The sequence below is a fragment of the Halomarinibacterium sedimenti genome (assembly GCF_019312585.1).
GTDB lineage: Bacteria > Bacteroidota > Bacteroidia > Flavobacteriales > Flavobacteriaceae > Halomarinibacterium > Halomarinibacterium sedimenti.
Map to the genome: position 1 here is coordinate 450,157 of NZ_JAHWDP010000002.1, position 22,752 is coordinate 472,908.

General features: G+C 36.3%; 19 protein-coding genes. 3 read left to right on the forward strand and 16 right to left on the reverse strand.

What is annotated here, in order from left to right:
• Positions 1–55: 55 nt before the first annotated feature.
• The 15 genes from KXJ69_RS06660 to KXJ69_RS06730 all read right to left on the reverse strand — a co-directional run bounded on the left by KXJ69_RS06660 (position 56) and on the right by KXJ69_RS06730 (position 17,121).
• Positions 56–724: a response regulator transcription factor gene (locus KXJ69_RS06660; protein ID WP_219052193.1), complete on the reverse strand. Its 669-nt coding sequence runs from the start codon at positions 722–724 to the stop codon at positions 56–58.
• Positions 714–1,526, reverse strand: coding sequence for a sensor histidine kinase (locus KXJ69_RS06665; RefSeq protein WP_219052194.1), 813 nt, complete (start codon positions 1,524–1,526; stop codon positions 714–716). The genes KXJ69_RS06660 and KXJ69_RS06665 overlap by 11 nt, the downstream gene beginning before the upstream one ends.
• Before the next feature lie 32 nt (positions 1,527–1,558).
• Positions 1,559–2,221 (reverse strand): hypothetical protein, encoded by a 663-nt coding sequence (locus KXJ69_RS06670; protein WP_219052195.1) that lies wholly within the window; start codon positions 2,219–2,221, stop codon positions 1,559–1,561.
• Positions 2,222–2,234: 13 nt separating this feature from the next.
• A complete protein-coding gene (locus KXJ69_RS06675) occupies positions 2,235–2,585 on the reverse strand; it encodes a hypothetical protein (protein WP_219052196.1) in 351 nt (116 codons plus the stop codon).
• A gap of 104 nt (positions 2,586–2,689) precedes the next feature.
• Positions 2,690–4,249 (reverse strand): glucose-6-phosphate isomerase, encoded by a 1,560-nt coding sequence (gene pgi, locus KXJ69_RS06680; RefSeq protein WP_219052197.1) that lies wholly within the window; start codon positions 4,247–4,249, stop codon positions 2,690–2,692.
• A gap of 2 nt (positions 4,250–4,251) precedes the next feature.
• Positions 4,252–5,115 carry an N-acetylglucosamine kinase gene (locus tag KXJ69_RS06685; RefSeq protein WP_219052198.1) on the reverse strand — a complete coding sequence of 288 codons (864 nt, stop codon included), beginning with the start codon at positions 5,113–5,115 and terminating at the stop codon, positions 4,252–4,254.
• 4 nt (positions 5,116–5,119) lie between these two features.
• The gene (gap, locus tag KXJ69_RS06690; RefSeq protein WP_219052199.1) at positions 5,120–6,115 is read right to left on the reverse strand and encodes a type I glyceraldehyde-3-phosphate dehydrogenase; all 996 of its coding nucleotides are present in this window, start codon (positions 6,113–6,115) and stop codon (positions 5,120–5,122) included.
• 13 nt (positions 6,116–6,128) lie between these two features.
• Positions 6,129–7,115: a 6-phosphofructokinase gene (gene pfkA, locus KXJ69_RS06695; protein WP_219052200.1), complete on the reverse strand. Its 987-nt coding sequence runs from the start codon at positions 7,113–7,115 to the stop codon at positions 6,129–6,131.
• Between the two features lie 105 nt (positions 7,116–7,220).
• Positions 7,221–8,666: an alpha-amylase family glycosyl hydrolase gene (locus KXJ69_RS06700; protein ID WP_219052201.1), complete on the reverse strand. Its 1,446-nt coding sequence runs from the start codon at positions 8,664–8,666 to the stop codon at positions 7,221–7,223.
• Positions 8,667–8,681: 15 nt separating this feature from the next.
• Positions 8,682–10,988 carry a maltose phosphorylase MdxK gene (gene mdxK, locus KXJ69_RS06705; RefSeq protein ID WP_219052202.1) on the reverse strand — a complete coding sequence of 769 codons (2,307 nt, stop codon included), beginning with the start codon at positions 10,986–10,988 and terminating at the stop codon, positions 8,682–8,684.
• Positions 10,988–11,644 (reverse strand): beta-phosphoglucomutase, encoded by a 657-nt coding sequence (gene pgmB, locus KXJ69_RS06710; RefSeq protein WP_219052204.1) that lies wholly within the window; start codon positions 11,642–11,644, stop codon positions 10,988–10,990. Before pgmB ends, mdxK begins: the two co-directional genes overlap by 1 nt.
• 312 nt (positions 11,645–11,956) lie before the next feature.
• Positions 11,957–13,936, reverse strand: coding sequence for a protein-disulfide reductase DsbD family protein (locus tag KXJ69_RS06715; protein WP_219052206.1), 1,980 nt, complete (start codon positions 13,934–13,936; stop codon positions 11,957–11,959).
• A 1-nt stretch (position 13,937) separates the two neighbouring features.
• Entirely contained in the window at positions 13,938–15,248 is a 1,311-nt protein-coding gene (tilS, locus tag KXJ69_RS06720; RefSeq protein ID WP_219052207.1) for a tRNA lysidine(34) synthetase TilS, read from the reverse strand.
• Between the two features lie 34 nt (positions 15,249–15,282).
• Positions 15,283–16,587: an aminodeoxychorismate synthase component I gene (pabB, locus tag KXJ69_RS06725; protein ID WP_219052208.1), complete on the reverse strand. Its 1,305-nt coding sequence runs from the start codon at positions 16,585–16,587 to the stop codon at positions 15,283–15,285.
• 6 nt (positions 16,588–16,593) lie between these two features.
• Positions 16,594–17,121 (reverse strand): NADPH-dependent FMN reductase, encoded by a 528-nt coding sequence (locus KXJ69_RS06730; RefSeq protein ID WP_219052209.1) that lies wholly within the window; start codon positions 17,119–17,121, stop codon positions 16,594–16,596.
• 202 nt (positions 17,122–17,323) lie between these two features.
• Between KXJ69_RS06730 and KXJ69_RS06735 the strand changes: the two genes are divergently transcribed.
• The 3 genes from KXJ69_RS06735 (at position 17,324) to KXJ69_RS06745 (ending at position 21,190) form a co-directional block, all read left to right on the forward strand.
• Positions 17,324–18,526 (forward strand): phage tail-like protein, encoded by a 1,203-nt coding sequence (locus KXJ69_RS06735; protein WP_219052210.1) that lies wholly within the window; start codon positions 17,324–17,326, stop codon positions 18,524–18,526.
• 31 nt (positions 18,527–18,557) lie between these two features.
• Entirely contained in the window at positions 18,558–19,751 is a 1,194-nt protein-coding gene (locus tag KXJ69_RS06740) for a phage tail-like protein (protein ID WP_219052212.1), read from the forward strand.
• A 227-nt stretch (positions 19,752–19,978) separates the two neighbouring features.
• Positions 19,979–21,190 (forward strand): phage tail-like protein, encoded by a 1,212-nt coding sequence (locus KXJ69_RS06745; protein WP_219052213.1) that lies wholly within the window; start codon positions 19,979–19,981, stop codon positions 21,188–21,190.
• Between the two features lie 132 nt (positions 21,191–21,322).
• On the opposite strand, the gene lpdA is transcribed toward KXJ69_RS06745, so the two are convergent.
• Positions 21,323–22,726 carry a dihydrolipoyl dehydrogenase gene (gene lpdA, locus KXJ69_RS06750; RefSeq protein ID WP_219052215.1) on the reverse strand — a complete coding sequence of 468 codons (1,404 nt, stop codon included), beginning with the start codon at positions 22,724–22,726 and terminating at the stop codon, positions 21,323–21,325.
• Positions 22,727–22,752 lie beyond the last annotated feature (26 nt).

Consider the following 22,752-nt stretch of genomic DNA (forward strand, 5'->3'; position numbering starts at 1 on the left):
GATTATGTGTTAATTTAAAAATGTGGGGAGTTATGTACTGTGAAAATAAAAAAAATTATTCAATAATGCTTAAGGACACTAGATTGTTCTTAATGGCAAAAACGACCAAACCTGCTAAATTCTTTACACCTGTTTTTTCCAGTAAATTTTTTCGGTGTACCTCAACGGTACGTTTACTAATAAAAAGTTTTTCGGCTATTTCTTGAGAGGTTTTTTGATGACAGATAAGCTCAAGCACTTCCCGTTCTCTTTGGGTTATAAAGTCGACATCAAAAAAGGTACGTGAGTCGCTTTTTTCGGAATTTTTTAAAGATTTTACCGCTTCCATCACAAACGAATCGTAATAAAATCCATTATAAAACACTTGCTTAATAGTGTGTAATACTTTTTGGGTGGGCGAATTTTTTACCAAATATGCTGAAGCTCCCACATCAATCATATTTCGTATAAATGGTTTTGTATTGTAAGTCGTTAAGGCAATGATACTAATCTCTGGAAATTCTTGATGAATACTTTTTGTAGCCTCCACACCGTTGAGTTCTGGCATTTTAATATCCATGATTATAATATCTGGAAGTTCTTTTGCCGTGGTTAAAAATTCTATTAATTCCTTTCCGTTACTGGCTTGAAAGATAATTTCTATTTCATCATCTTTTGAGAGGATATGAGACATTCCTACTCTAAACAATTCTTCGTCGTCGGCAAGGACTACTTTAATTTTCATTATTGGGTTGGCTAGTTATACTTACTTTAATTCCATTTCCTTGGCTAGATTCAATATCGCACGTGGCATTCATTAAAATCGCTCGGTTTTCAATGCCACTCATCCCAAGACCTTTAGCACTTCTTGCTTCAGCTAAATTAAATCCTTTACCGTTATCGGTATATTGTAAAGATAGGAGGTTTTCTTCAGTATTTAAAGCGACTTGAATGTTTGTTGCACCAGAATGTTTTATGGTATTACTAAACAACTCTTGAAGGATTCTAAATAGGTGTAGTTCGTTTGCTGAAGAAATAAAATTTTCTTGATACTGAATATGGTATTCTAGGGTGAAATTTTTAGTTTCTTGTATCTCCTCACACAATTCCTCTACGGCAGCTTGCAATCCAAATTTATCGAGGGTTGGTGGTAATAAGTCGTGAGCAATGCGACGGGAATTTTCTAATACGGTAGACGTTACTTTATGGATACTTTCTCCAATCTTATTTGCTTCAGTAGGAGTGATGTCTTTATCGGTTAAAAAATTAGCGTTTAGAGAAACCACATTGAGTTTGGAGCTTATGGCATCGTGTAAATCTTGTGCAATGCGTTGTCGTTCCTCCTCTTGAGTAACAATGGTGTTTTGTAACAATTCTTTTTGGTATTCTATTTCTAGCTCTGCTTTTTCCAGTTGGGTTTTAATAATTTTCTTTCGTGAAAAGTAGAAAAAGAGGACAATCGCAAAGGACATCAATAACAATAATCCTATGGCAATAAGGATGATGTTTACGATTTGGATTTCATCATTAATAAACGACTCATTCATTACACGAAGATAGGAAATTCAGTCGCTTTATATTATTCTATTGAGGATTTGAAAAATGAATAATTTTTCCACCATTCTATAATGATAATAATTTGAAATCCTAGATACAAAAATCTATTAATATTTACCAACGTGTCCGATACAGAAATAGGAATATTTAAATTGTATATCAAGTTCCCAGAAGCGAATATTAATGAACTAGATAACAAGTAGATGAGAATTGCTGAATTTATTAAAACAAATTCGGTTTTTTTATTACTTAAAGAATGATACAAATATAAAATCGAATAAAACACAAGTATTATATGTGAAAAGACTGCCGCCAAAGTATTATATCTAAAATACAAAATTGGATCTAATATATACTGTATAGCAAATAATATAATAGCCACTATAGTAATACCATTAATAAATTTCTTTTTTAATAATCCCTTATAAAACAGTGATAATGAAAGAAATTGAAAAAGTATAAAGTAAAAGAAAAAAAATATTGTCTCCTCTCCTTCATAAAATACTTTATGAAGTTTAGAACCTAACTGAACTAAACCGATTAATACTAAGTAGGCAGTAAAATATTTAAAGGCCTTACTAAATTTAGTAAAGCCTCTTAAATATAATATGGGTAAAAATAAAGACAGGAAAACAGTTAAATTTCCTACAAATTCTATTAAATTTTCTTTTACAATTTCCGACATTAATTTTAATAAATTAATTTAACGGACTTGACGGATCACACTTAGGTGGACAAGGGTCTGTAAAATCCCAAATACTATTGGTTCCAGCTCCTGCGGCTTCTCCTGCGGCAGGTAATAAATCTCTATACACGCCATTTTTATCTTTCTGGGTCCCCACAATTACTAATTTCTCGACACCACCATCAATGGCTAAGTAGGCTCTTACCATAGGAGAATCTGTTTGTGCTTGAATCTCTGCTACGGCACCCTGAAGATCCGCTAAAGGAATTAAAAATGCTCTCGCACTTGTTGATGGAGCTCCCCTCCAATTACCTGTCCAGCTTATTGCTTCCGCTAATGTAATTTTACCATCTGTTGCACTCATAATTTAAAAAATTTAGTTAGTTAATAATTTTTGATTTCCTATAAAAATAGAAAAACCCTCGATTAAAATCGAGGGTTTTAAATTTAATTGTTCAAAAGAAATTGCTACAATTTCTTTAAAAGTTGTTTGGTACTACCGTTATAAATTTGAGTAACATTCTTATTTTCAATAGCATAAAGTGTCCCTTTTGCCAATTTTTTACCTAATTCCACGCCCCATTGATCATAGCTAAAAATATTCCAAACAATCCCCTGTACAAACAATTTATGCTCATACATCGCTATAAGGCTTCCCAATGATTTGGGTGTTAACTTTTTAATAAGAAGGGTATTGGTGGGCTTGTTTCCTTCAAAATTTTTGAAATTATTTTCCACTTCGCTTCCGTAAGTGCCTTGCAATAAGGCTTCGGTTTGCGCAATGCAGTTAGCCAATAGTTTATTTTGGTGGTCTTTGTTAGCATAAAGCGAGTCTGCAAAGGCGATAAAATCGGTAGGGATTAACTTTGTCCCTTGATGAATTAATTGAAAAAAAGCGTGTTGTGCATTCGTCCCTGTGCTTCCCCAAACTATGGTTCCGGTTTGATAGTCGATTGCGTTTCCATTTCTATCGACACTCTTTCCGTTGCTCTCCATGATTCCTTGCTGAAGATACGCCACCAACTTATTGAGGTATTGTGAATAAGGTACAATACATTCACTTTCAGCATTAAAAAAATTATTATACCAAACAGATAACAAGGCTAAGGTCACTGGGATGTTTTCCTGAAATGGAGTTTCCTTAAAATGAATATCCATTTCGTGAGCACCCTTTAGTAAATCTTCAAAATTTTGATAGCCAACAGCACAGGCAATGGAAAGTCCTACGGTACTCCACAGAGAGAATCGTCCGCCCACCCAATCCCACATAGGGAACATGTTTTGCGAAGCAATTCCGAAATTGGAAACTGCCTCCAAATTAGTAGAGACCGCAACAAAATGTTTAGCTACATCCTTTTCTGAAGCTTTTTCCAAAAACCAATTTCGAATAGTTTGTGCATTGGTGAGCGTTTCTTGGGTGGTGAAAGTCTTAGAAACAATAATAAACAAAGTTGTCTCAGGGTCTAAATCTTTAATAGATTCCATTACGTGGTCACCGTCTACATTGCTTACAAAGTGTACCTCCAATTGATTTTTATAATAACGCAAAGCCTCGCAGACCATATCGGGGCCAAGGTCGCTTCCGCCAATTCCAATATTAACAATATGGGTAATGGGTTTTCCTGTGTAACCTTTCCAGTTTCCAGAAATGATTTCTTCGGAAAAGGATTTCATTTTTTGAAGTGCTTCTGCAACTTCTTTGGGTAGCTTTCTAAAATTACGAAGTTGGGTATGCCCTACCGCTCTATCTTCTGTTTCGTTAATATGAAGTCCTGAAAATTGAGCTTCGATGGCTTCTTTCAATTGTACTTCTTCTGCTAATTGAAGTAAAAGTTTTTGAGTTTTTTCAGTAATTCTATTCTTTGAGTAGTCTACAAAAAAATCATTCCAAGTGATTGAAAATTGTTGGGCACGAGATGGATTTTCAGAAAAAAGATCTTGCATTTTCATATCTTTCATTTCTGAAAAATGCGTTGAAAGTAGCTTCCAAGCTTCAGTTTGCGTAGGATTTACTTTCGGAAATGCCATAATTAACTATGAATTTTTAAACGATGTTCGCGGTAATATTCAATTAAACCATCGATTGGGCGACGAATAATTTTGCCCAATTGTAAATGATAGGGTTTCATGGCATTACGAATCTGCTCTTCAGAAAAATGCGCAATAGACCCAATAAAATGAACTGGGACGTTCTGGGCTTCTTTATAACAAAGAACCCTATATTCAATAAACCTCGTCATTCCTTCGCTTATAAGCTGCCAGAAATAACCATTCACCTCTTCTGAAGTAAAAATAAACTCTGCAAAAGACGCTAAATAGGTATTGGGGTTAGGCCTTTGATAGACATTTAGTTTAATGACATCTGGGTCTAAATCGAAACGTTTTTCAAACTCCCTAGCTAGTTTAGTTGGCATTTTTTTATAATAGTAATCCCTAATAAGTCTTTTTCCGAAGTAATTTCCACTCGCTTCATCCATTAAAACAAAGCCAAGTGATGGTACATGAGCGTGAATTTTTTCACCGTCAAAATAACAACTATTAGAGCCCGTTCCTAATATACAAACAATCCCGGGTTCTGCGGTAGCCGCATAAACAGCCGCTAATAAATCTTCGTTCACATCTACCGTTGCATTAGGAAATATATCCGAAAGCACTTTGGTTAAGGTGTTTTTTGGAGTGATGGTTCCACAACCGGCGCCATAAAAATCTACAGTTTCTGTTTTCTGAAAAATTCCTTGAAGATCTTCATTTTCCCGAATCCTTGAGTAAAGTTCACTTAATGGAACCACGGCTGGGTTTAATCCTTTGGTGCGTGTTTTTACCAACACCTCACCTTCTGGGCTCAAAAGAATCCAATCACACTTTGTAGAGCCTCCATCTGCAATTAGTGTCATACTATTAGATTTTGGCAACGTACAGAGCCAAGTCAATTAATTTTGCGGAATACCCATATTCATTATCGTACCAAGCTACTAATTTAAAAAAGTTATCATTAAGAGCTATTCCTGCACCAGCGTCAAAATTACAAGTATTTGGGTCACTAACAAAATCTTGAGAAACAACATCGTCCTCAACATAGTCAATAACCCCTTTGTAAGCTCCTTTGGAAGCATCTTTAAACAATTGTTTTACTTCTTCATAGGTGGCACTTTTTTCGGTGCGTACGGTTAAATCCACCACCGATACGTCTGCCGTGGGTACACGAAAAGCCATTCCAGTTAATTTTCCTTTTAATGAAGGAATTACTTTGGTTACGGCTACCGCCGCTCCCGTTGAAGCAGGAATAATATTTAATAAGGCACTTCGTCCTCCGCGGAAATCCTTTCTTGAAGGACCGTCTACCGTAAGTTGCGTAGCCGTAGTAGCGTGAACAGTTGTCATTAATCCTTCCACGATACCTAAGTTATCGTGAATTACTTTGGCTAATGGTGCTAAACAGTTAGTAGTACACGATGCATTAGAAACAATCGTATCTGTAGGTTTTACATCTTTATGATTAACACCCATCACAAACATAGGAGCTGTTTTTGAAGGAGCAGAAATAACTACTTTCTTTGCTCCAGCTTTAATATGAGCCGAAGCGTTATCAAGGTCGGTGAAAATACCCGTACAATCTAAAACAATTTCAGCTCCAACAGCATCCCATTTCAAATTTTCTGGATTTCTTTCCGCAGTTACACGAATGTTTTTACCATTTACAACCAAATGTCCATCGTTCACTTCCACTGTTCCTGAGAATTTTCCATGAACAGAATCATATTTTAATAAATAAGCTAAATGGTCTACATCCAATAGATCGTTAATAGCTACTATTTCAACATCTTTATTTTGTGCGGCTATTCTGAAAGCAATTCTTCCTATTCTTCCAAAACCGTTAATTCCAATTTTTGTCATATTATCTTTTTGTTTACACAGAAGTTATATCTGCTACTCTTATTAAATCTAAATCTATTTCGTTATCTCCTTTTATTGCTTCTGTAAAAGGAACTGTTACAATTTTACTATGCGAAATACCAATCATGACATCTCTTTTTCCTTCCAAAAGTGCATCCACGGCGCCTACTCCTAATCTACTTGCCAGGACACGGTCATAACAACTTGGAGATCCTCCGCGTTGAATATGTCCAAGCACAGTTACTTTAACTTCATATTCATCCATATTCTGCTGAATGTATTCTGCCAATCCAAAGATGTTTTTTCCTATTTGGTCACCTTCGGCAACCACAACAATACTAGAAGACTTCCCCGATTTTTTACTTCGCTTTAATGAAGCAATCAAACGATCTCTACCAAGGTTTTGCTCTGGGATTAAAATTTCTTCGGCACCGGCGCCAATACCTGCATTTAAAGCAATATCACCAGCATCGCGACCCATGACTTCCACAAGAAATAATCGGTTATGAGAGTTTGCCGTATCGCGAATTTTATCGATGGCTTCTACCACTGTATTTAAAGCGGTATCGTAGCCAATGGTATAATCGGTACCATTAATATCATTATCTATCGTTCCAGGAATCCCTACTATAGGAAAATCAAATTCTTCATTAAACACACTGGCACCAGTAAAAGTCCCATCCCCACCAATAACCACAAGAGCATCAATTTTCGCCTCTTTTAAATTATCATACGCCTCTTGACGACCCGCCTTGGTCATAAATTCTTTGGACCGAGCCGATTTTAAAATAGTTCCTCCTCTATTAATAATATTCTTTACAGAACGAGGCCCCATTTCTTTAAAATCTGCTTCTATGAGTCCTTGCAATCCACGAAAGACTCCCACACATTCTAGATTATGATACGAACACGAACGTACCACGGCACGAATAGCAGCATTCATTCCAGGGGCATCTCCTCCACTGGTAAGCACAGCTATTCTTTTAATTTTTGTATTCATTAAGGTAAAATTATATTATAAATTTCACATAGCAAACAGTAAATCAATCGATAACGTTTTCGATTTTAGAAATTGAAAAAAAAGCCCTTAAAAAAGGGCTTTAGATTATTGTTTTCGTAAAATGAGATACTGCCAAGGGGAAAATTGATGTTCTTCGTTTTCAACGATATCAATGGTTTGGTCCTTCATAACATCGATAAAAGGGCCAGCAACAGGAAGTGTAAACTTAACTGGTTTTGAAGATAAGTTTGCTATGTAAATAAATTCACTACCGTCTTTACTTCTTTTAAAAGCCAGAACAGATGTATCTTTTGATGTTTTAATCCGCTCATATGTAGCACTATTTTTTCCTCCGTCTAAAGCCCTTTCGTTGTTTTTTAAATTGCCTAACTTTTCTAAAAGAGGCCACATTTTCCCTTTTGTTTTGGGTATGGTATCTTTTCCAAAGAACTCTAAGCGATAATTCATATCATATTCCTGTCCGCTATAAATTAAAGGCATTCCTGGTATGGTATACGTTAGCGCTGTCATGACTTCTGAGGCATTTCCCATACGTTCTCTTAAAGGTCCTGCCCAAGCATTTTCATCGTGATTGGTAACAAAATTCATCAAGATATCATCTTTTTCAAGCTTTTCATCTAAGGCATTCATATAAGAGTCAAAATCATTTACATTTTTCTTTCCTTTTGTTATATCGTTTAACACATGATGTCCTTCCCAAGCATAGGACATATCAAATAGGTTTTCACCTTTCATTAAGTAGGGTAATTCTGCCTCAGCAAGCATAAAAAGTGCTTTCTTTTCTCGTAACGCGGGGATGCACTGTTCCCAAAAATCGAGTGGCACTCCGTGCGCTACATCACAACGAAAGCCGTCCACTTTCTGCTCGGTAATCCAAAACATCATATCATTAATCATGGCTTGGCGCATCTCTTGGTTGTCATAGTTTAAATCGGCCACATCTGTCCAACCCCATGGCTCTCCATTATCTTGAATTGGGTCTGTAATTTCACCCTTATCATTTTTGGTGTAATACTCTGGATGTTCAGTAATCCAAGGATGATCCCATCCTGTATGATTAGGCACCCAATCTATAATAACATATATGCCATTTTCGTGTGCCACATCGACCATTTTAGAAAAGTCCTCCATCGTTCCCATATCTGGATTTACTGCCGTATAATCTGCCACTGCGTAAGGACTTCCTAGGTATTTTTTCCGTTCTTCGGGATTTTCAATATCGGCAACCAATAAATCTCCTTTTGCTTTTCGTTTTGCTTCGGAAATTGGATGAATAGGCATCAACCATATGATTTTAACACCCAATTCTTTTAATTTCGGAATGTCTTGCGCAAAGGCATTAAACGTACCTTCTGGCGAATATTGACGAATATTAGCTTCATAAATTACAGCGCTTTCAAGCACGTCATTATCGATGGGTGCAATGGTAATTTCTTGTGGAGTTTTTTCTACCGGCTCTTCCTTTTTCACTTCTTCTTTACAAGAAATTAAAAAGACGGTTAATAATAGAATCGCAATTTTTGATTTCATAAATGCTGGTTTAGTTTAAACTGTTGTTTCGGTGTTTGGCGCAAGCGTTATTTCTTTTTGGTTCACCACAATGTTTAATGGTGAGTCTCCGTCTACTTTAAATACTTGTTTATTTTTTGAAATAGAGACTTTTAAAATTTGTCCTCTAAAATTTACTTTAAAACTATATTGGTCCCATTGCTCAGGTATTTTAGGCTCAAAATGAAGTTTACCCTCTCGCACTCGCATGCCACCAAACCCTTCCACAATGCTCATCCACGTACCTGCCATACTGGTAATATGGCATCCTTCTTCTACTTCTTTGTTATAATCGTCCAAATCGAGACGGGACGTACGCAAATAAAACGTATAGGCTTGCTCCATTCTATCCAATTTTGCAGCCTGAATGCTATGTACACAAGGAGAAAGTGACGATTCATGAACAGTAAATGGTTCGTAAAAGTCAAAATGCTTTTCAAGCTGTTCTTTACTAAAATGTTCTTCAAAAAAGTAAAAGCCTTGCAGCGTATCTGCTTGTTTTATGTAGGGCGAACGTAAAATTCTGTCCCACGACCACTTTTGGTTAATAGGACGGTTTGATCGATCTAAATTTGCAACGGTAATCAATTCTTTATCCAAAAATCCGTCTTGCTGAAGGTAAATTCCAAATTCTTCAGAATAGGGGAAGTACATATTGGATGCTGTTTTGTTCCAATCGAGTACTTCTTGCCCCGAAATTTTTGTTTTGGCTTCAATTCTTTTGAAATCTTCTGGGTTCGATTTTTTCACTTTTTCAACTTCCGAAGCAGCATATTCCAAACACCATTTAGCAACATAATTGGTATACCAATTGTTATTTACGTTGTTTTCGTATTCGTTAGGCCCTGTTACGCCCAATATCACGTATTTATTCTTTGCCTTACTAAAGGTAGCGCGTTGTTCCCAAAAACGGGCAATGCCAATTAACACTTCCAGTCCCTTTTCCGGAATGTAGGAGGTGTCTCCCGTAAATCGTTCGTAATTATAAATAGCAAAGGCAATGGCTCCGTTACGATGAATTTCTTCAAAAGTAATTTCCCATTCGTTATGACATTCTTCTCCATTCATCGTCACCATGGGGTATAAAGCAGCCCCATTTTTAAACCCTAATTTTTGTGCATTTTCAATTGCCTTTTGAAGATGATTATAGCGATACGTCAACAAATTTCGCGCAACGGCTTGATCTTTGGTTGCCATATAAAACGGAATACAATAAGCTTCGGTATCCCAATACGTACTACCACCGTATTTTTCACCCGTAAATCCTTTAGGGCCAATATTGAGCCGGGCATCTTTTCCTAGGTAAGTTTGATTTAACTGAAAAATATTGAATCTAATTCCCTGCTGCGCCTTTACATCGCCTTTTATGGCAATATCTGCCATCTCCCAGATAGAAGCCCAAGCTTCTGTCTGTTGCTGTTTAAGTGCAGAATATCCTTCTTTAGTCGCTTTTTGAAGCACTTTTATTGAAGCATCTATTAAATCCTCGGGCTTATGGTTTAAAGAAATAGTATAACCAGCAAACTTTTGAAGCGTTGCCTTCTCTCCTTTTTTAACTGAAACTTTATAGGTTAATGCAACTGATAATTCCTTTATAGCTCCAGTATAGTCTAATGATTTCTCAGCTCCGTTCACAAAAACTTTCGATTGCATATAGGTACACACATCAAAATGTGTTTTCATGGTTCGGGAACGAATAAAGGCTTGATGATTTCCTTCCTGTACACTTAAGGTGTCCCAAAATTTATCATCCCAATTGGAATCCTCGTTTGTAATTCCACCGTCCAAATAGGGCATAAAGACTATTTCAGCATCCCTATTTAAAGGGGTAATCTCGAAATTAATTATACCCAGTTCATCTTCTTCAATATGCAAAATACGGGTGCTTTCTAATGCAATTTCGGTTCCGTTTTGTAGGGTTGCTTCAAAAGAACGTTGGTACCACCCTTCTTTCATATTCAATTCTCTTCGGAAATTACGAACCTCTTTACACGTATTTAAATCTAATGCCTCGCCATTAATTTCAACGTTAATTCCAATCCAATTGGGTGCATTAATGACTTTAGCAAAATACTCGGGATACCCATTTTTCCACCAACCCACACGGGTTTTATCTGGATAATACACACCACCAATATAACTTCCTTGGAAGGTTTTCCCTGTATAGGTTTCTTCAAAATTGGCACGTTGTCCCATAGCGCCATTTCCAATACTAAAAAGGCTTTCTGAAGATTTTACTCTTTGTTTATCAAATCCTTCTTCAATAATGCTCCACTCGTTGGGTTGTATATAATCTTGATTCATTAGGCTATTATTAATTGGTGTAAAAACTCGTTTGAAATTTCGGTAAAATCTTTAAAAACATATTGGGCATCACTTAAAACAGATTTATCTCCAATGCCAATACTAATCATCCCAGCCGTGTTAGCCGCTTCTATTCCTGCTAAAGCATCTTCAAAAACAATGCAACTTGTTGGTTTCATTTTTAATTCATCGGCAGCTTTGAGAAACACTTCTGGATTGGGTTTTGCTTTCGATACATTTGTTCCATCAATAATGGCATCAAATTGATTTATTAGATCTACTTTAGTAAGAATAGAACGTGCATTTTTACTTGCTGAGCCCAGCGCCATAGGCTGTTGTTGTTCTTTTAAAAATGAAAGTACTCGAGGCACATCGGGTAAAATTTCATCCCGCGTCATTTTATTTACAAAGCTCAAATAATCGTCATTTTTAGCATTAATAAGTTCCTGAAATTTGGCATTGGATAATGCCACGTTTCCCCAATCGAGAATTTTCTCTAGTGATCTAATTCTGCTTACTCCTTTAAGATGTTCATTGTCTTTTTCAGTAAAAGAAATTCCAATACTTTCTGCTAATTTCTTCCATGCAAAATAGTGATATTTTGCGGTATCTACAATAACCCCGTCGAGGTCGAAAATAAATCCTTTTTTATACATGTATTTCTTATGAAAAATTTGGGGTTAAAGGTGTAAAACTACTAATAAAGTTCAGAAAAATTACTATCAATTTTATCCAGGATATTTTTCCTTAATTAAAAAAGAACGACCAAAATACGTGTTTGCACGTATAGACTCTAGTGTGTATAAGAAGTATCTTTGAGAATCAATTAGTGAATACGGTATCCGAAAACAATTTTTTGTGGGGATAAAAAATTGTGCTAGGAACTGATACTCAACGTTTACTAAGTTAGGTTTGTTATAAGCGCCGTTTTTATTTAAAAAACGGCGCTTTTATTTTTTGAAGACTAACTATTTCTTAAAATTTGCAATTCCCGTTTGAAGCCATTCTAAATATTCATCTGCATCTGGAGTATATCCAACAGGTTTATTAAGTAAGTTTAAATCACTATCCAATAATATATAATAGGGTTGCGAATTATTCTTGAAGTTCACTGTTTGAAAAGTCGCCCATCTATCTCCCACCGTTTTAATTTTCTTAATCCCTCCAGTTGGCTTTAAGAAATTGAACTTTTGATCGTCTTGAAGTTCTTTTCTATCATCCACATAAAGTGAAACTAAAATGTAGTCTTTACTAATCACTTCAAAAATTTCAGGTTCACTCCAAACTTGTTCTTCCATTTTACGACAATTAACACACGCCCAACCGGTAAAATCTATCATCATTGGTTTTCCTGAAGCTTTTGCAGCCTCAAGTCCTTCATAAAAATCTTTATAGGCTTCAAGACCTAAGGGCGCACTAGTTCCTTTATCGTATAAACTATAAAATAATGGAGGTGGGAAACCACTTAATAGCTTCAAATTGGCATGCTTGGTATTGGTTAACCCAGGGGTTAAGTATAAAAAGAAAGCAATGCTTAAAACCCCAACGATTAAGTTACCTTTAGGTAACTTTTTAGCCTTGGGTCCGTCGTGAGGAAATCGTAAAAATCCAAATAAATATAATGCCAATCCTAGTGCACAAACAATCCAAATTCCAATAAATATTTCACGTTTTAATAAACCCCAATGTTCTACTAAATCGGCATTGGAAAGGAATTTGAATGCTAAAGCCAATTCAATAAAACCTAATACCACTTTCACTGTATTTAACCACCCACCACTCTTGGGTAATGAGTTTAACCAATTTGGAAATAAGGCAAATAAAGCAAAAGGTAATGCTAATGCCAATCCAAATCCGCCCATTCCAAAACTCAACTGCATGGCTCCTGCATCTTGGGAGAGAGAGCTTCCCAATAAGCCGCCTAAAATGGGCCCAGTACATGAAAAAGATACAATTGCCAGCGTTAACGCCATAAAGAAAACTCCAACAAAGCCACCAATACTAGTTGCCTTGTTATCCATTTTGGCACTCCAAGATTGTGGTAAAGTTATTTCGTAGTAGCCAAAAAATGAAAAGGCAAAAAAGACAAATATGATAAAGAATACCACATTTAAATAAACGTTTGTAGAAATTGTATTTAGTATGCTTTCGTCTACCCCTTCAATTAAGTGAAAAGGAACACTTAATAGCACATAAATTAAAAAGATGAAAAAACCATAAAGTACCGCGTTTGCAAGTCCGTTTTGTTTGTTCTTTGCACTTTTTGTAAAAAATGAAACTGTTAATGGAATCATAGGAAACACACAAGGTGTTAACAATGCAATAAGCCCCCCTAAAAATCCTAAAAGGAAAATGGTAAACATACCTTTATCTTCTTCTTCAACGGGTGCAAAATTCTCTTCCCCTTTTACATTAATAGTAAGCTTAGCAGACTTCTCTAAATCTTCCTCAGTAATTTCTCCTTCAGCAGCTTCTGTTTTCCCAGAAGCTAAGTCAACTTCAAAAGTCTTTGTATCTGGAGGAAGACATTTCTCCTCATCGCAAACCGAATAATACACCTCTGCAATGATTTTTAATCCATCGGGCTTTATTACTTCAATAGGCTGAATAAATGTCACCTTATCGCTAAAATAGACTACATCCAACTCAAATACCGGGTCGTAAATGGGTTGAATCTCTGGTTCCTGTGTAGCTCCTAATAGTTTAAAAGTGGATTCTGATGCATTATATGTAAATTCTGTTGGAATAGGTCCTTCAAACTCCTCACCAAATTGTTTTTGACTATAGGTATGCCATCCTTCATCAATGGTGGCAGTCATTAAAATATTGTATTTGTTACCACTCTCCTTTTCAACGGTAACTTCCCATGAAACAGGATCGTGAAACTCTTGCGAAAATGAAATTTGAACCAAAAATAATGCGGAAAGAAAAAAAACGAACTTCTTCATATTAATGTGCAACTGCTATTTTTAAAATTTTATCGGTTGTAGGGGTTATTTTAAAACGGTCATCCATTCTATATCCAACCACCCAAACAATTTGATTATTACTTAATAATATCCAAATTTGTTCTTTGGAAGCCAAAGATAACTTTTCATCTTTAAAAAACTTACTCAATTTCTTTTTTCCTTTCATCCCAAAAGGTTGAAAAACATCACCTTCCTCCCATCTTCGGAGCACCAATGGATATGAAATTTTTGAAGCATCCACGTAAACCGTATTTGTATCAATATATCCCATTTTATCGGTAGGGAAAAAAGACATTTTAAGTGGTGAATCAATTTGCGTTTCATTTTCTGAAATAAATTTTGAAACTTTTTTTTCCTCTGATGTGATTTTGGTAATTATAAGTACTTCTCTGTCCTTAATGAGTCTAAAATTTGAAGCAAAAACCTGCTTTCCACTTTGTGCATATAGTAATCCTGAAATATCATCCCAAGCCGTAAACTGAAACGGCGAAAGCAACTCGTAAAGCAACGCATCGGGATTAGGCAACTCTTGTAATTTCGAAATAGAAATTTCAAATCCTTGCGATGTTTCTTGCATCACCAAATTACGCACCAAAACCATATAATCACTTACTAATGCCTCCGTTTGTTGAAGGTTTCTTTGTGTTTTCTGAAGACTTTTAAGCAATCCTTTAGAGGCCTTTTTGAACGGTGGAATTACCTCGTGACGCAATTCATTTCGAAGGTAATCACTACTAGCATTACTACTGTCTTCACGCCAAAAAAGCTTCTCTTTCTTTGCAAAATGGAAAATTTCTTCCCTTGAAAAAGGCAATAAAGGTCTAATAATCTTATCGTTCTGTTCCGTAATTCCTGTTAATCCTCGCAATCCAGACCCTCTAGACAAATTGATTAAAAAAGTCTCAAGATTATCGTCTGCGTGATGTGCTGTAAGTATATAATCGTATTTAAAGTCTTTTAGTAGTTCTTCAAACCAATTATAACGCAACTCACGTGCCGCCATTTGGGTTGAAAGTTTATGCGTTGCAGCATATTCTTTAGTATTGAATGTTTCAGTAAAAACAGGAACATTCCACTTTTCAGATAGATTAATTACAAAGGCTTCATCTTCGTCACTTTCCTTTCCGCGAAGGGAAAAATTACAATGGGCCAAACCTATGTTATATTCTAATTCTCTTAATATGTGAGCTAAAACCACACTATCCAATCCACCACTGCAGGCCACAAGTAGTTTGCCCTCTTTAAAAAAGGGAAACAAATCTTCTATATGTTGCTTACATGCTTTGAGCATTGTATAAAAAGTATGTGCAAATTTAAGTTAAAAACTAATGGGTTTGCTCCAAAGCTTCCCGCATTGCCTTAGCTTTTAGGAGGCACTCTTCGTATTCGTCTTCCGGAATGGAATTGGCAGTAATAGCTCCGCCCACAGAATAGCTTACATATTGATTTTCTTTGTTATACAAAATACTGCGAATAATTACGTTAAAATCGAAATCACCATGGGGTGTAAAATACCCAATAGCACCACTATACAACCCTCTTTTAGTATCTTCTAATTCTTCTATAATCTTCATAGCCGAAACTTTAGGGGCACCCGTCATACTTCCCATTGGGAAGGTGTTTTTCAAAATATCAACCGAAGAAAAATTTTCATCTACCTCACAGCGAATCGTTGAAATTAGCTGATGTACTTGTTCAAAAGTGTAGACTTTACAAAGTTCTTCTACCTCCACAGACCCTTTTAAAGCAAATCGAGAAAGGTCATTTCTCACTAAGTCTGTAATCATAATATTTTCACTTCGCTCCTTTGGGTTTTTACGTAACGCATCTACCATCTTTTTATCTTCTTGGCTATTTGCTAAACGCTTTGCAGTTCCCTTGATGGGTTGCGATATCACCTTAGTTCCAGTTCTTTTTATATAGCGTTCTGGCGAAGCAGAAAAGGCATAATACTGCTGCATCTTTAAAAAAGTAGCAAAAGGTGGTTTTGAGATATCATTTAAATGAAAAAAGGTTTTAATGGGATTGAGATGCACATTTTCTGAAAAATATTCCTGACAAAAATTGGCTTCGTAAATATCTCCCCTTTCGATATGGTGAAGCATTTTATGCACTTTTTCAAAATAAGAGTCTTTACTGGTCCTTAATCTAATTTTAATAGTGCTAAGCTGAGCATTAGTACGATCTTGGTGTTCCTTAAAATTTAAAATTTCCTGCCAATCGCTTTCCATTTCATCATCCACCATATGTAAATACTGTATTTCTACTTCTGTATCAGAAAATAAAAACACTTTTTTTGGTTGAAAAAAGTATAAGTCTGGAAATTGGAGACCATCAAAGTTTTGCGATTTTAATTGTTCCGTATCATTCTTTAAATCATATGTGAGATACCCAAACAACCAATCCTTAGTAGTACTTTGGTATTCTTCCAACTTTTTAAAAGCCCCATAAGAGTCAGTTTTTATAGCAGTAAAGGCATCCACAGCCAGAATAGCTTGAAAACTACTGTGGTTCTGTTGATATTGATTGGAGTCCAACCAGATGACCTCGCCAAATTGCTGTGCCCAGCCCAATAATTTCTTTTTAAGAGCTTCGGTAAAAGAAATAGATAGCGTTTTGTGATTTCGCATTAGTATTTATAAGCTAGCTTCAAATTGTGAGAGTTTTAATTCTAATTCTGAGTTTAACTCTGTATTGGTAATTTTACCTTCTTTAAAATTTTCTGAAAAGGATGGTAGTGTAAATCGAGTAATCTCTCCAGCACCAAATCTGGGTAAAACTCCTGCTGTGTATTCTTGAGAGGATAGCGCTCCACGTCTTCCGTTGGAGGTACTCATTAAAAAAACATTTTTTTTTTCGAGAAATTTATATTCAATTCGTGAAAGCCAATCCAAAACGTTTTTGAAAAACGCAGACACAGTTCCGTTGTGTTCATTCACAGAGATTAAAAGTGCATCGGCTTTATTTATGATAGAAAGTAAGTTTTTTAGAGTTTCAGAATACCCATCTTTTCTTTCAATATCCTCTCCAAACATAGGTAATGGGTAAGTTGTTAATTTAATAACTTCGACTTTATTATTAATTTTTTCTGAAACAGAGAGGATTAATTTATGGTTAATAGATGTACTACTATTACTTCCTGCAAAAGCAATTATTTTTTTCATTTTGTAAAGATATTGAATTATTTCAAAGGTCAATTTTTTGTACTTCCTACAATTCCTACGTTATGATTTGTAGGAAAATACAATTAAAAAAGTGCATTTCATCGAGTTTTAATATCATAACAACGAATATATAAGTTTTCTAACTTGTTGATTGTAAGTCTTTAGTACATTTGACCCAGATAACCCCAAATTATCGTTTGAAATGATGAAAACTACTTATGCAATCTTTGCACTTTTAATATGTGCAATTGCCCCCGCGAATGCACAAGTTGGAATAGGAACTTCGGCCCCCAAAAGTATGCTCGATATTCCTGCCTCTAATGCAACAACGCCCTCGTACACAGATGGAATTTTAATCCCAAGGATTAATACATTCCCTGCAGTGAACCCTGGAGCAGACCAAGACGGTATGCTTGTATTTCTAACCACAGCTACTGGAACTTATAAAAAAGGATTTCATTATTGGGATAACACCCCAAAAAAATGGATTGCTTATAATGGAGAATGGACCGATGGTTTTGTCGCTCAATCCAGAGGTGATTATGACGACAATTTAATTTATGCCCAACAAGCAGCCGATGGTGGTGTAGATGTGGTTATTTTAGATTCGGGTCAAATTGGAATGGGTGTAAATAATCTGGAAGAAAGCCTTCATATTAAATTACCTGGAGATAATGATATACAACTTTCCAGCGCATCCCCCCCAGATGCTCCACAATTGGTATATTATACAACTAATGGAACTTTTGAAACCCCCGACTTTTTAGTTGATGGAGACGATATTGGTTATTTTACTGGAAAAGTATGGACTGGTTCTGGAAAGTCTGGCGATGCGGCTAATATTGAGTTTGAAACTGATGGAAATCACTCTGCTGGAAGCTATCCTACCAAAATTGAATTTAATGTAACCCCTTCGGGAAATACTTCGGTAGGTGACTCAGAAATGGTTATAAGAAGTACAGGTAATGTAGGGATTGGTGTTGTAAATCCTACCGCGGTGCTTGAGATAAAAGCTGGAACATCAACCGCAAATTCTGCTCCATTAAAACTAACATCTGGAAGTAATTTATCTTCTACCGAAGCAGGGGCGGTGGAGTATGATGGAACACATTTATACTTTACACCCAGTACATCGAGAAAAATATTATTAAAAGGGTTAACTAACACAGGAAATTTAGATTTCCCAAACATTGTATCGAGAGGAACAGCTGAGTTAACCATGACGGTTTCTGGAGCAACGGTTGGGAGCACTTGTAATTGTGCACCAAACGGTTCTATAGAAGCAAATCTTCAATGGAGTTGTTATGTAAGTAGCTCGAATACGGTGAGAATTAGATTAACCAATGTTTCAACTGCATCGATAAACCCAGCCAATAAAAGCTGGAAAGTTACAGTAATTGAATAAGCAAAACGTGAAGTTTAAAACCAATAAAGTCATGAAAAAAGTTACTTTTTTAGTCCTACTTCTCGTATTGTTTGTAACAGTAAATACAACTGCACAAGTAGGAATTAATAGCCCAAACCCAAAAAGCATTTTTGATATTAGTGCTTCGAATCCTTCGAGTCCGTCGTATACAGATGGTGTATTAATCCCAAAAATCTCAAAACTACCTTCAACGAATCCCACGGCGGACCAGGATGGAATGTTAGCATTTTTAAACACCCCAGATGGAAATTTTAAAAAAGGGCTTCATTATTGGGATAATTCGGTTTCAAAATGGATTCCCTATGGCGATGAATGGGCGGATAGTTATAATGGCGGCTTAGATAATTTATCCTATGCAACACAAGCGAATTCTCATGGAGTTCCAGTGGTGATATACGACAATGGTAGAATTGGTATGGGGACGGACACCCCGGAAGAAAGCTTAGAAATTAAATTTGAAGGGGATAATGATATTCAAGTTTCTAGTTCTAACCCTCCTAATGCACCCAATATAATTTTTTATACTACCAATGGAACTTTTAATTCCCCAGCATTCCTAAATAATAACAATCCTGTTAATGGTCTTGCTGGAAAAGTTTGGACTGGATCAGGAAAATCTGGTGTAGTTGTAACTCTAAATGCTGTGGCAGATGGTAATCATAGTAGCGGAAGCCTGCCAACAAAATATGTCTTTTCGGTTACTAAATCTGGAGATGATTCGGAAGATGATAGTGGTAATGAAATGGTACTTCGTGAAAATGGCAGCTTAGGAATTGGAACAGATAACCCTAATGCATTTCTTCAAATAAAAGCAGGTACTACCGCAGCAGGATCTGCACCCATGAAGTTTAATGCAGGAACAAATTTAAGTACACCAGAAACTGGTGCACTAGAATTTGATGGTACGCATTTGTATTTTACTCCAAATAGTACGAGACAAATTTTATTAAAAGGATTAACAAATACGGCAACACTTGATTTCCCTTTAATTGTAAATGGAGTGACCGATGAGTTAACCGTTTCTGTTCCTGGAGCTACTTTAGGAAGCTCTTGTAACTGCGCCCCCTTAGGCTCTATTGAAACTAGTTTAAAATGGAGTTGTTATGTAAGCGCAGCCAATACAGTAAGGGTTCGATTATCAAATATCTCGACAAGTCTCATAGATCCCGTGAGTAAAAGCTGGAAGGTGACTGTGATAGAATAAGAAGTTTTATCAATTCCCCCGACATTAAATTGATAAGACAAAAAAGCCATCCTTAAAGGGATGGCTTTTTGTTTTAATGATAAAATAAACCTTCTATTGATAAAATCGAGTCATTCCTACACCTCCTGTAGTATAAATAATTAAAGATTTCATTTCATCGTAGTTAATCCCCTCTTTAACGAAAAGAAAACTATGACAACTTGCCTCCTGTAAGACTTGTTTTACATTTGACTCAGATAACCCCCTTTATCCCTATTGAAATGATGAAAACGACTTTTGCTATCTTAACCTTAATGTTTTTTGTATCAGCTCCCACAATGTCACAAGTTGGAATTGGAAACACCAATCCAAAAAGCATGTTAGATATTTCAGCTTCTAACCCATCCCTACCATCTAATAGTGATGGAATTTTAATCCCTAGAGTTAATTCCTTCCCAATTATAAACCCTAATGCAGATCAAAATGGAATGATGGTTTTTTTAACCTCAGCATTTGGCACTAATGACATTGGGTTCTATTACTGGAGTGACCCTCAAAACAAATGGATAAGTATTGGGGCAGAAGAGTGGAAAGATGGTGTTAATGTAAGCGGAGATCCTTATATTTATGCTACTCAAGCAAGATTGTTAGGAACGGACATGGTGATTACAGATGATGGCAGAATTGGCTTTGGAACTGATGACCCCGTTGAACGATTTGAATTTAGAGGCCCCGGAGATAATGACTTTCAAATTACAAGTGCAAATACTAATCCACCAAACTTTATATTATATAATACTGGAGGGACATTAGAGGCGCCTACTGTATTAGCTGCAAATGGTGAAATTGGTTCATTTATTGTAAAAACCCACGATGGTACAAATATTAGAGAAAATGGAGGTTTTCGTTTTTTTATGGATGGTATAGCTACCCCAGGGAGTGTTCCATCAAAGTTTGTAATTAATACAACTCCTCAAGGCTCGACTAGTCAAATTGAGAGAATTGTTGTGAGAAGCACTGGTAATGTTGGTATTGGAACAACTACCCCATCTCAATTATTAGATGTTAATGGAAATGCGAGAGTTAGAGGTCTGCAAGCTGGTGCTGTTTACAGTGATACTAATGGAAACCTAAGCAACACACCTACAGGACCTGTTACCTTTGCTGCGGGAAAAATCAATGCAAATGGAACATCTCCCAAAATTACTGGTGCAACCGTAAGTAATATAAGTACTGGTGTTTATCAAATTACATTTGATTCTGCAAGATCAACTTCGCACTATTTAATTCAAGTTTCTGCATCAGATTGTAGCAGTTGTGGAACTGACGATAGTATAGGAATATATTATTCAAACCAAACTAATAATGGTTTTAGGGTAATTATTGGTTCAAATGATAATGGATCCACAGCAAAAGTTCCTGTGAACCTTGAATTTATGTTTACCGCAGTTGACTTTTAAAATACCTCCCAAAATTTACCTTGATAAACCTTGATTGCAAAAGAATGTTTATCAATTCCCACCTCAAAAAATTGATAGAACAAAAAAACCATCCAAAATTGGATGGTTTTTACTATGTGGCGTTTTTATAAATTAAAAATGCAATGCTCTTTTATCGGTGGCATCCAGCGCGGCTTCTTTTACAGCTTCCGCATAGGTTGGGTGCGCATGACTCATTCGAGCGATATCTTCAGCACTGGCTCTAAATTCCATAGCGGTCACGGCTTCAGCAATTAAGTCGGCTACACGAGCACCTACCATATGTACCCCTAAAACCTCATCGGTTTTAGCATCGGCGAGTATTTTTACAAATCCGTCGGTATCACCACTAGCTCGACTACGTCCTAACGCACGCATTGGGAATTGCCCTACTTTATAATCAACACCTTCCTCCTTAAGTTGTTCCTCTGTTTTTCCTACAGAAGCCACTTCAGGCCAAGTATATACTACTCCTGGAATTAAATTATAGTTAATATGTGGTTTTTGTCCTGCTAAAATTTCGGCAACCAAGGTTCCTTCTTCTTCGGCTTTATGCGCTAGCATCGCACCACGTATCACATCACCAATGGCGTAAATATTTGAGACATTGGTTTGTAGATGGTCGTTTACGTCTACTTGTCCGCGTTCATTGGCTTTAACACCTGCACTTTCCAATTTTAATCCGTCGGTATAGGGACGACGCCCTACAGAAACCAAGCAGTAATCCCCAGTAAAAGTGACTTCCTCTCCCTTTTTATCCGTAGCAGTCACAGTTACCTCCTTTCCTTTTCGATCAACGGCTGAAACTTTATGCGAAACATAGAATTTTACGCCCTGTTTCTTCATCACTTTCATTAATTCTTTACTTTGAGCACTATCCATGGTTGGGATAATTCTATCCATATATTCCACCACAGAAACTTCAGCACCCAGACGACGATATACTTGTCCAAGTTCTAAACCAATGACACCTCCACCAATGACAATCATGTGTTTAGGAATTTCTGATAGGCTTAACGCTTCGGTAGAAGTAATGACTCGTTCTTTATCAATCTTTATAAACGGAAGCGTCGAAGGCTTACTTCCTGTTGCAATGATAATTTTCTTGGCTTCAATGGTTTGTGTTTTTCCTTCCGAAGCAATGTCGATATGCGTAGCATCTTTAAAAGATCCTAGTCCTGTAAAGACATCGATTTTATTCTTATTCATTAAGAAATCAATCCCTTTTACGGTTTGGTCCACGACTGAAGCTTTGCGCTCAATCATTTTCTTGAAATTGATTTTAATATCACTAGGAATTTCAATCCCGTGGTCTTCAAAATGTTTTACAGCATCCTCGTAATGATGAGATGAATCTAATAATGCTTTACTAGGAATACAACCCACATTTAAACAGGTACCTCCTAAAGAATTATATTTTTCTATAATAGCGGTTTTCATCCCTAATTGGGCGCAGCGAATAGCCGCAACATAGCCTCCAGGGCCTGAACCAATAATGGCAACATCGTAAGTGCTCATAAAACTGATTTTAAATTTTGAAGTGC

Excerpts from the sequence above, each read along its gene's own strand:
- gap (WP_219052199.1), bottom strand. The coding sequence starts at position 6,115 with ATGACAAAAATTGGAATTAACGGTTTTGGAAGAATAGGAAGAATTGCT.
- lpdA (WP_219052215.1), bottom strand. The coding sequence starts at position 22,726 with ATGAGCACTTACGATGTTGCCATTATTGGTTCAGGCCCTGGAGGCTAT.
- KXJ69_RS06730 (WP_219052209.1), bottom strand. The coding sequence starts at position 17,121 with ATGAAAAAAATAATTGCTTTTGCAGGAAGTAATAGTAGTACATCTATT.
- pgi (WP_219052197.1), bottom strand. The coding sequence starts at position 4,249 with ATGGCATTTCCGAAAGTAAATCCTACGCAAACTGAAGCTTGGAAGCTA.
- KXJ69_RS06715 (WP_219052206.1), bottom strand. The coding sequence starts at position 13,936 with ATGAAGAAGTTCGTTTTTTTTCTTTCCGCATTATTTTTGGTTCAAATT.
- KXJ69_RS06660 (WP_219052193.1), bottom strand. The coding sequence starts at position 724 with ATGAAAATTAAAGTAGTCCTTGCCGACGACGAAGAATTGTTTAGAGTA.
- pfkA (WP_219052200.1), bottom strand. The coding sequence starts at position 7,115 with ATGAATACAAAAATTAAAAGAATAGCTGTGCTTACCAGTGGAGGAGAT.
- pgmB (WP_219052204.1), bottom strand. The coding sequence starts at position 11,644 with ATGTATAAAAAAGGATTTATTTTCGACCTCGACGGGGTTATTGTAGAT.
- KXJ69_RS06665 (WP_219052194.1), bottom strand. The coding sequence starts at position 1,526 with ATGAATGAGTCGTTTATTAATGATGAAATCCAAATCGTAAACATCATC.
- KXJ69_RS06700 (WP_219052201.1), bottom strand. The coding sequence starts at position 8,666 with ATGAAATCAAAAATTGCGATTCTATTATTAACCGTCTTTTTAATTTCT.
- KXJ69_RS06740 (WP_219052212.1), top strand. The coding sequence starts at position 18,558 with ATGAAAAAAGTTACTTTTTTAGTCCTACTTCTCGTATTGTTTGTAACA.
- KXJ69_RS06685 (WP_219052198.1), bottom strand. The coding sequence starts at position 5,115 with ATGACACTAATTGCAGATGGAGGCTCTACAAAGTGTGATTGGATTCTT.
- pabB (WP_219052208.1), bottom strand. The coding sequence starts at position 16,587 with ATGCGAAATCACAAAACGCTATCTATTTCTTTTACCGAAGCTCTTAAA.
- mdxK (WP_219052202.1), bottom strand. The coding sequence starts at position 10,988 with ATGAATCAAGATTATATACAACCCAACGAGTGGAGCATTATTGAAGAA.
- KXJ69_RS06670 (WP_219052195.1), bottom strand. The coding sequence starts at position 2,221 with ATGTCGGAAATTGTAAAAGAAAATTTAATAGAATTTGTAGGAAATTTA.
- KXJ69_RS06675 (WP_219052196.1), bottom strand. The coding sequence starts at position 2,585 with ATGAGTGCAACAGATGGTAAAATTACATTAGCGGAAGCAATAAGCTGG.
- tilS (WP_219052207.1), bottom strand. The coding sequence starts at position 15,248 with ATGCTCAAAGCATGTAAGCAACATATAGAAGATTTGTTTCCCTTTTTT.
- KXJ69_RS06735 (WP_219052210.1), top strand. The coding sequence starts at position 17,324 with ATGATGAAAACTACTTATGCAATCTTTGCACTTTTAATATGTGCAATT.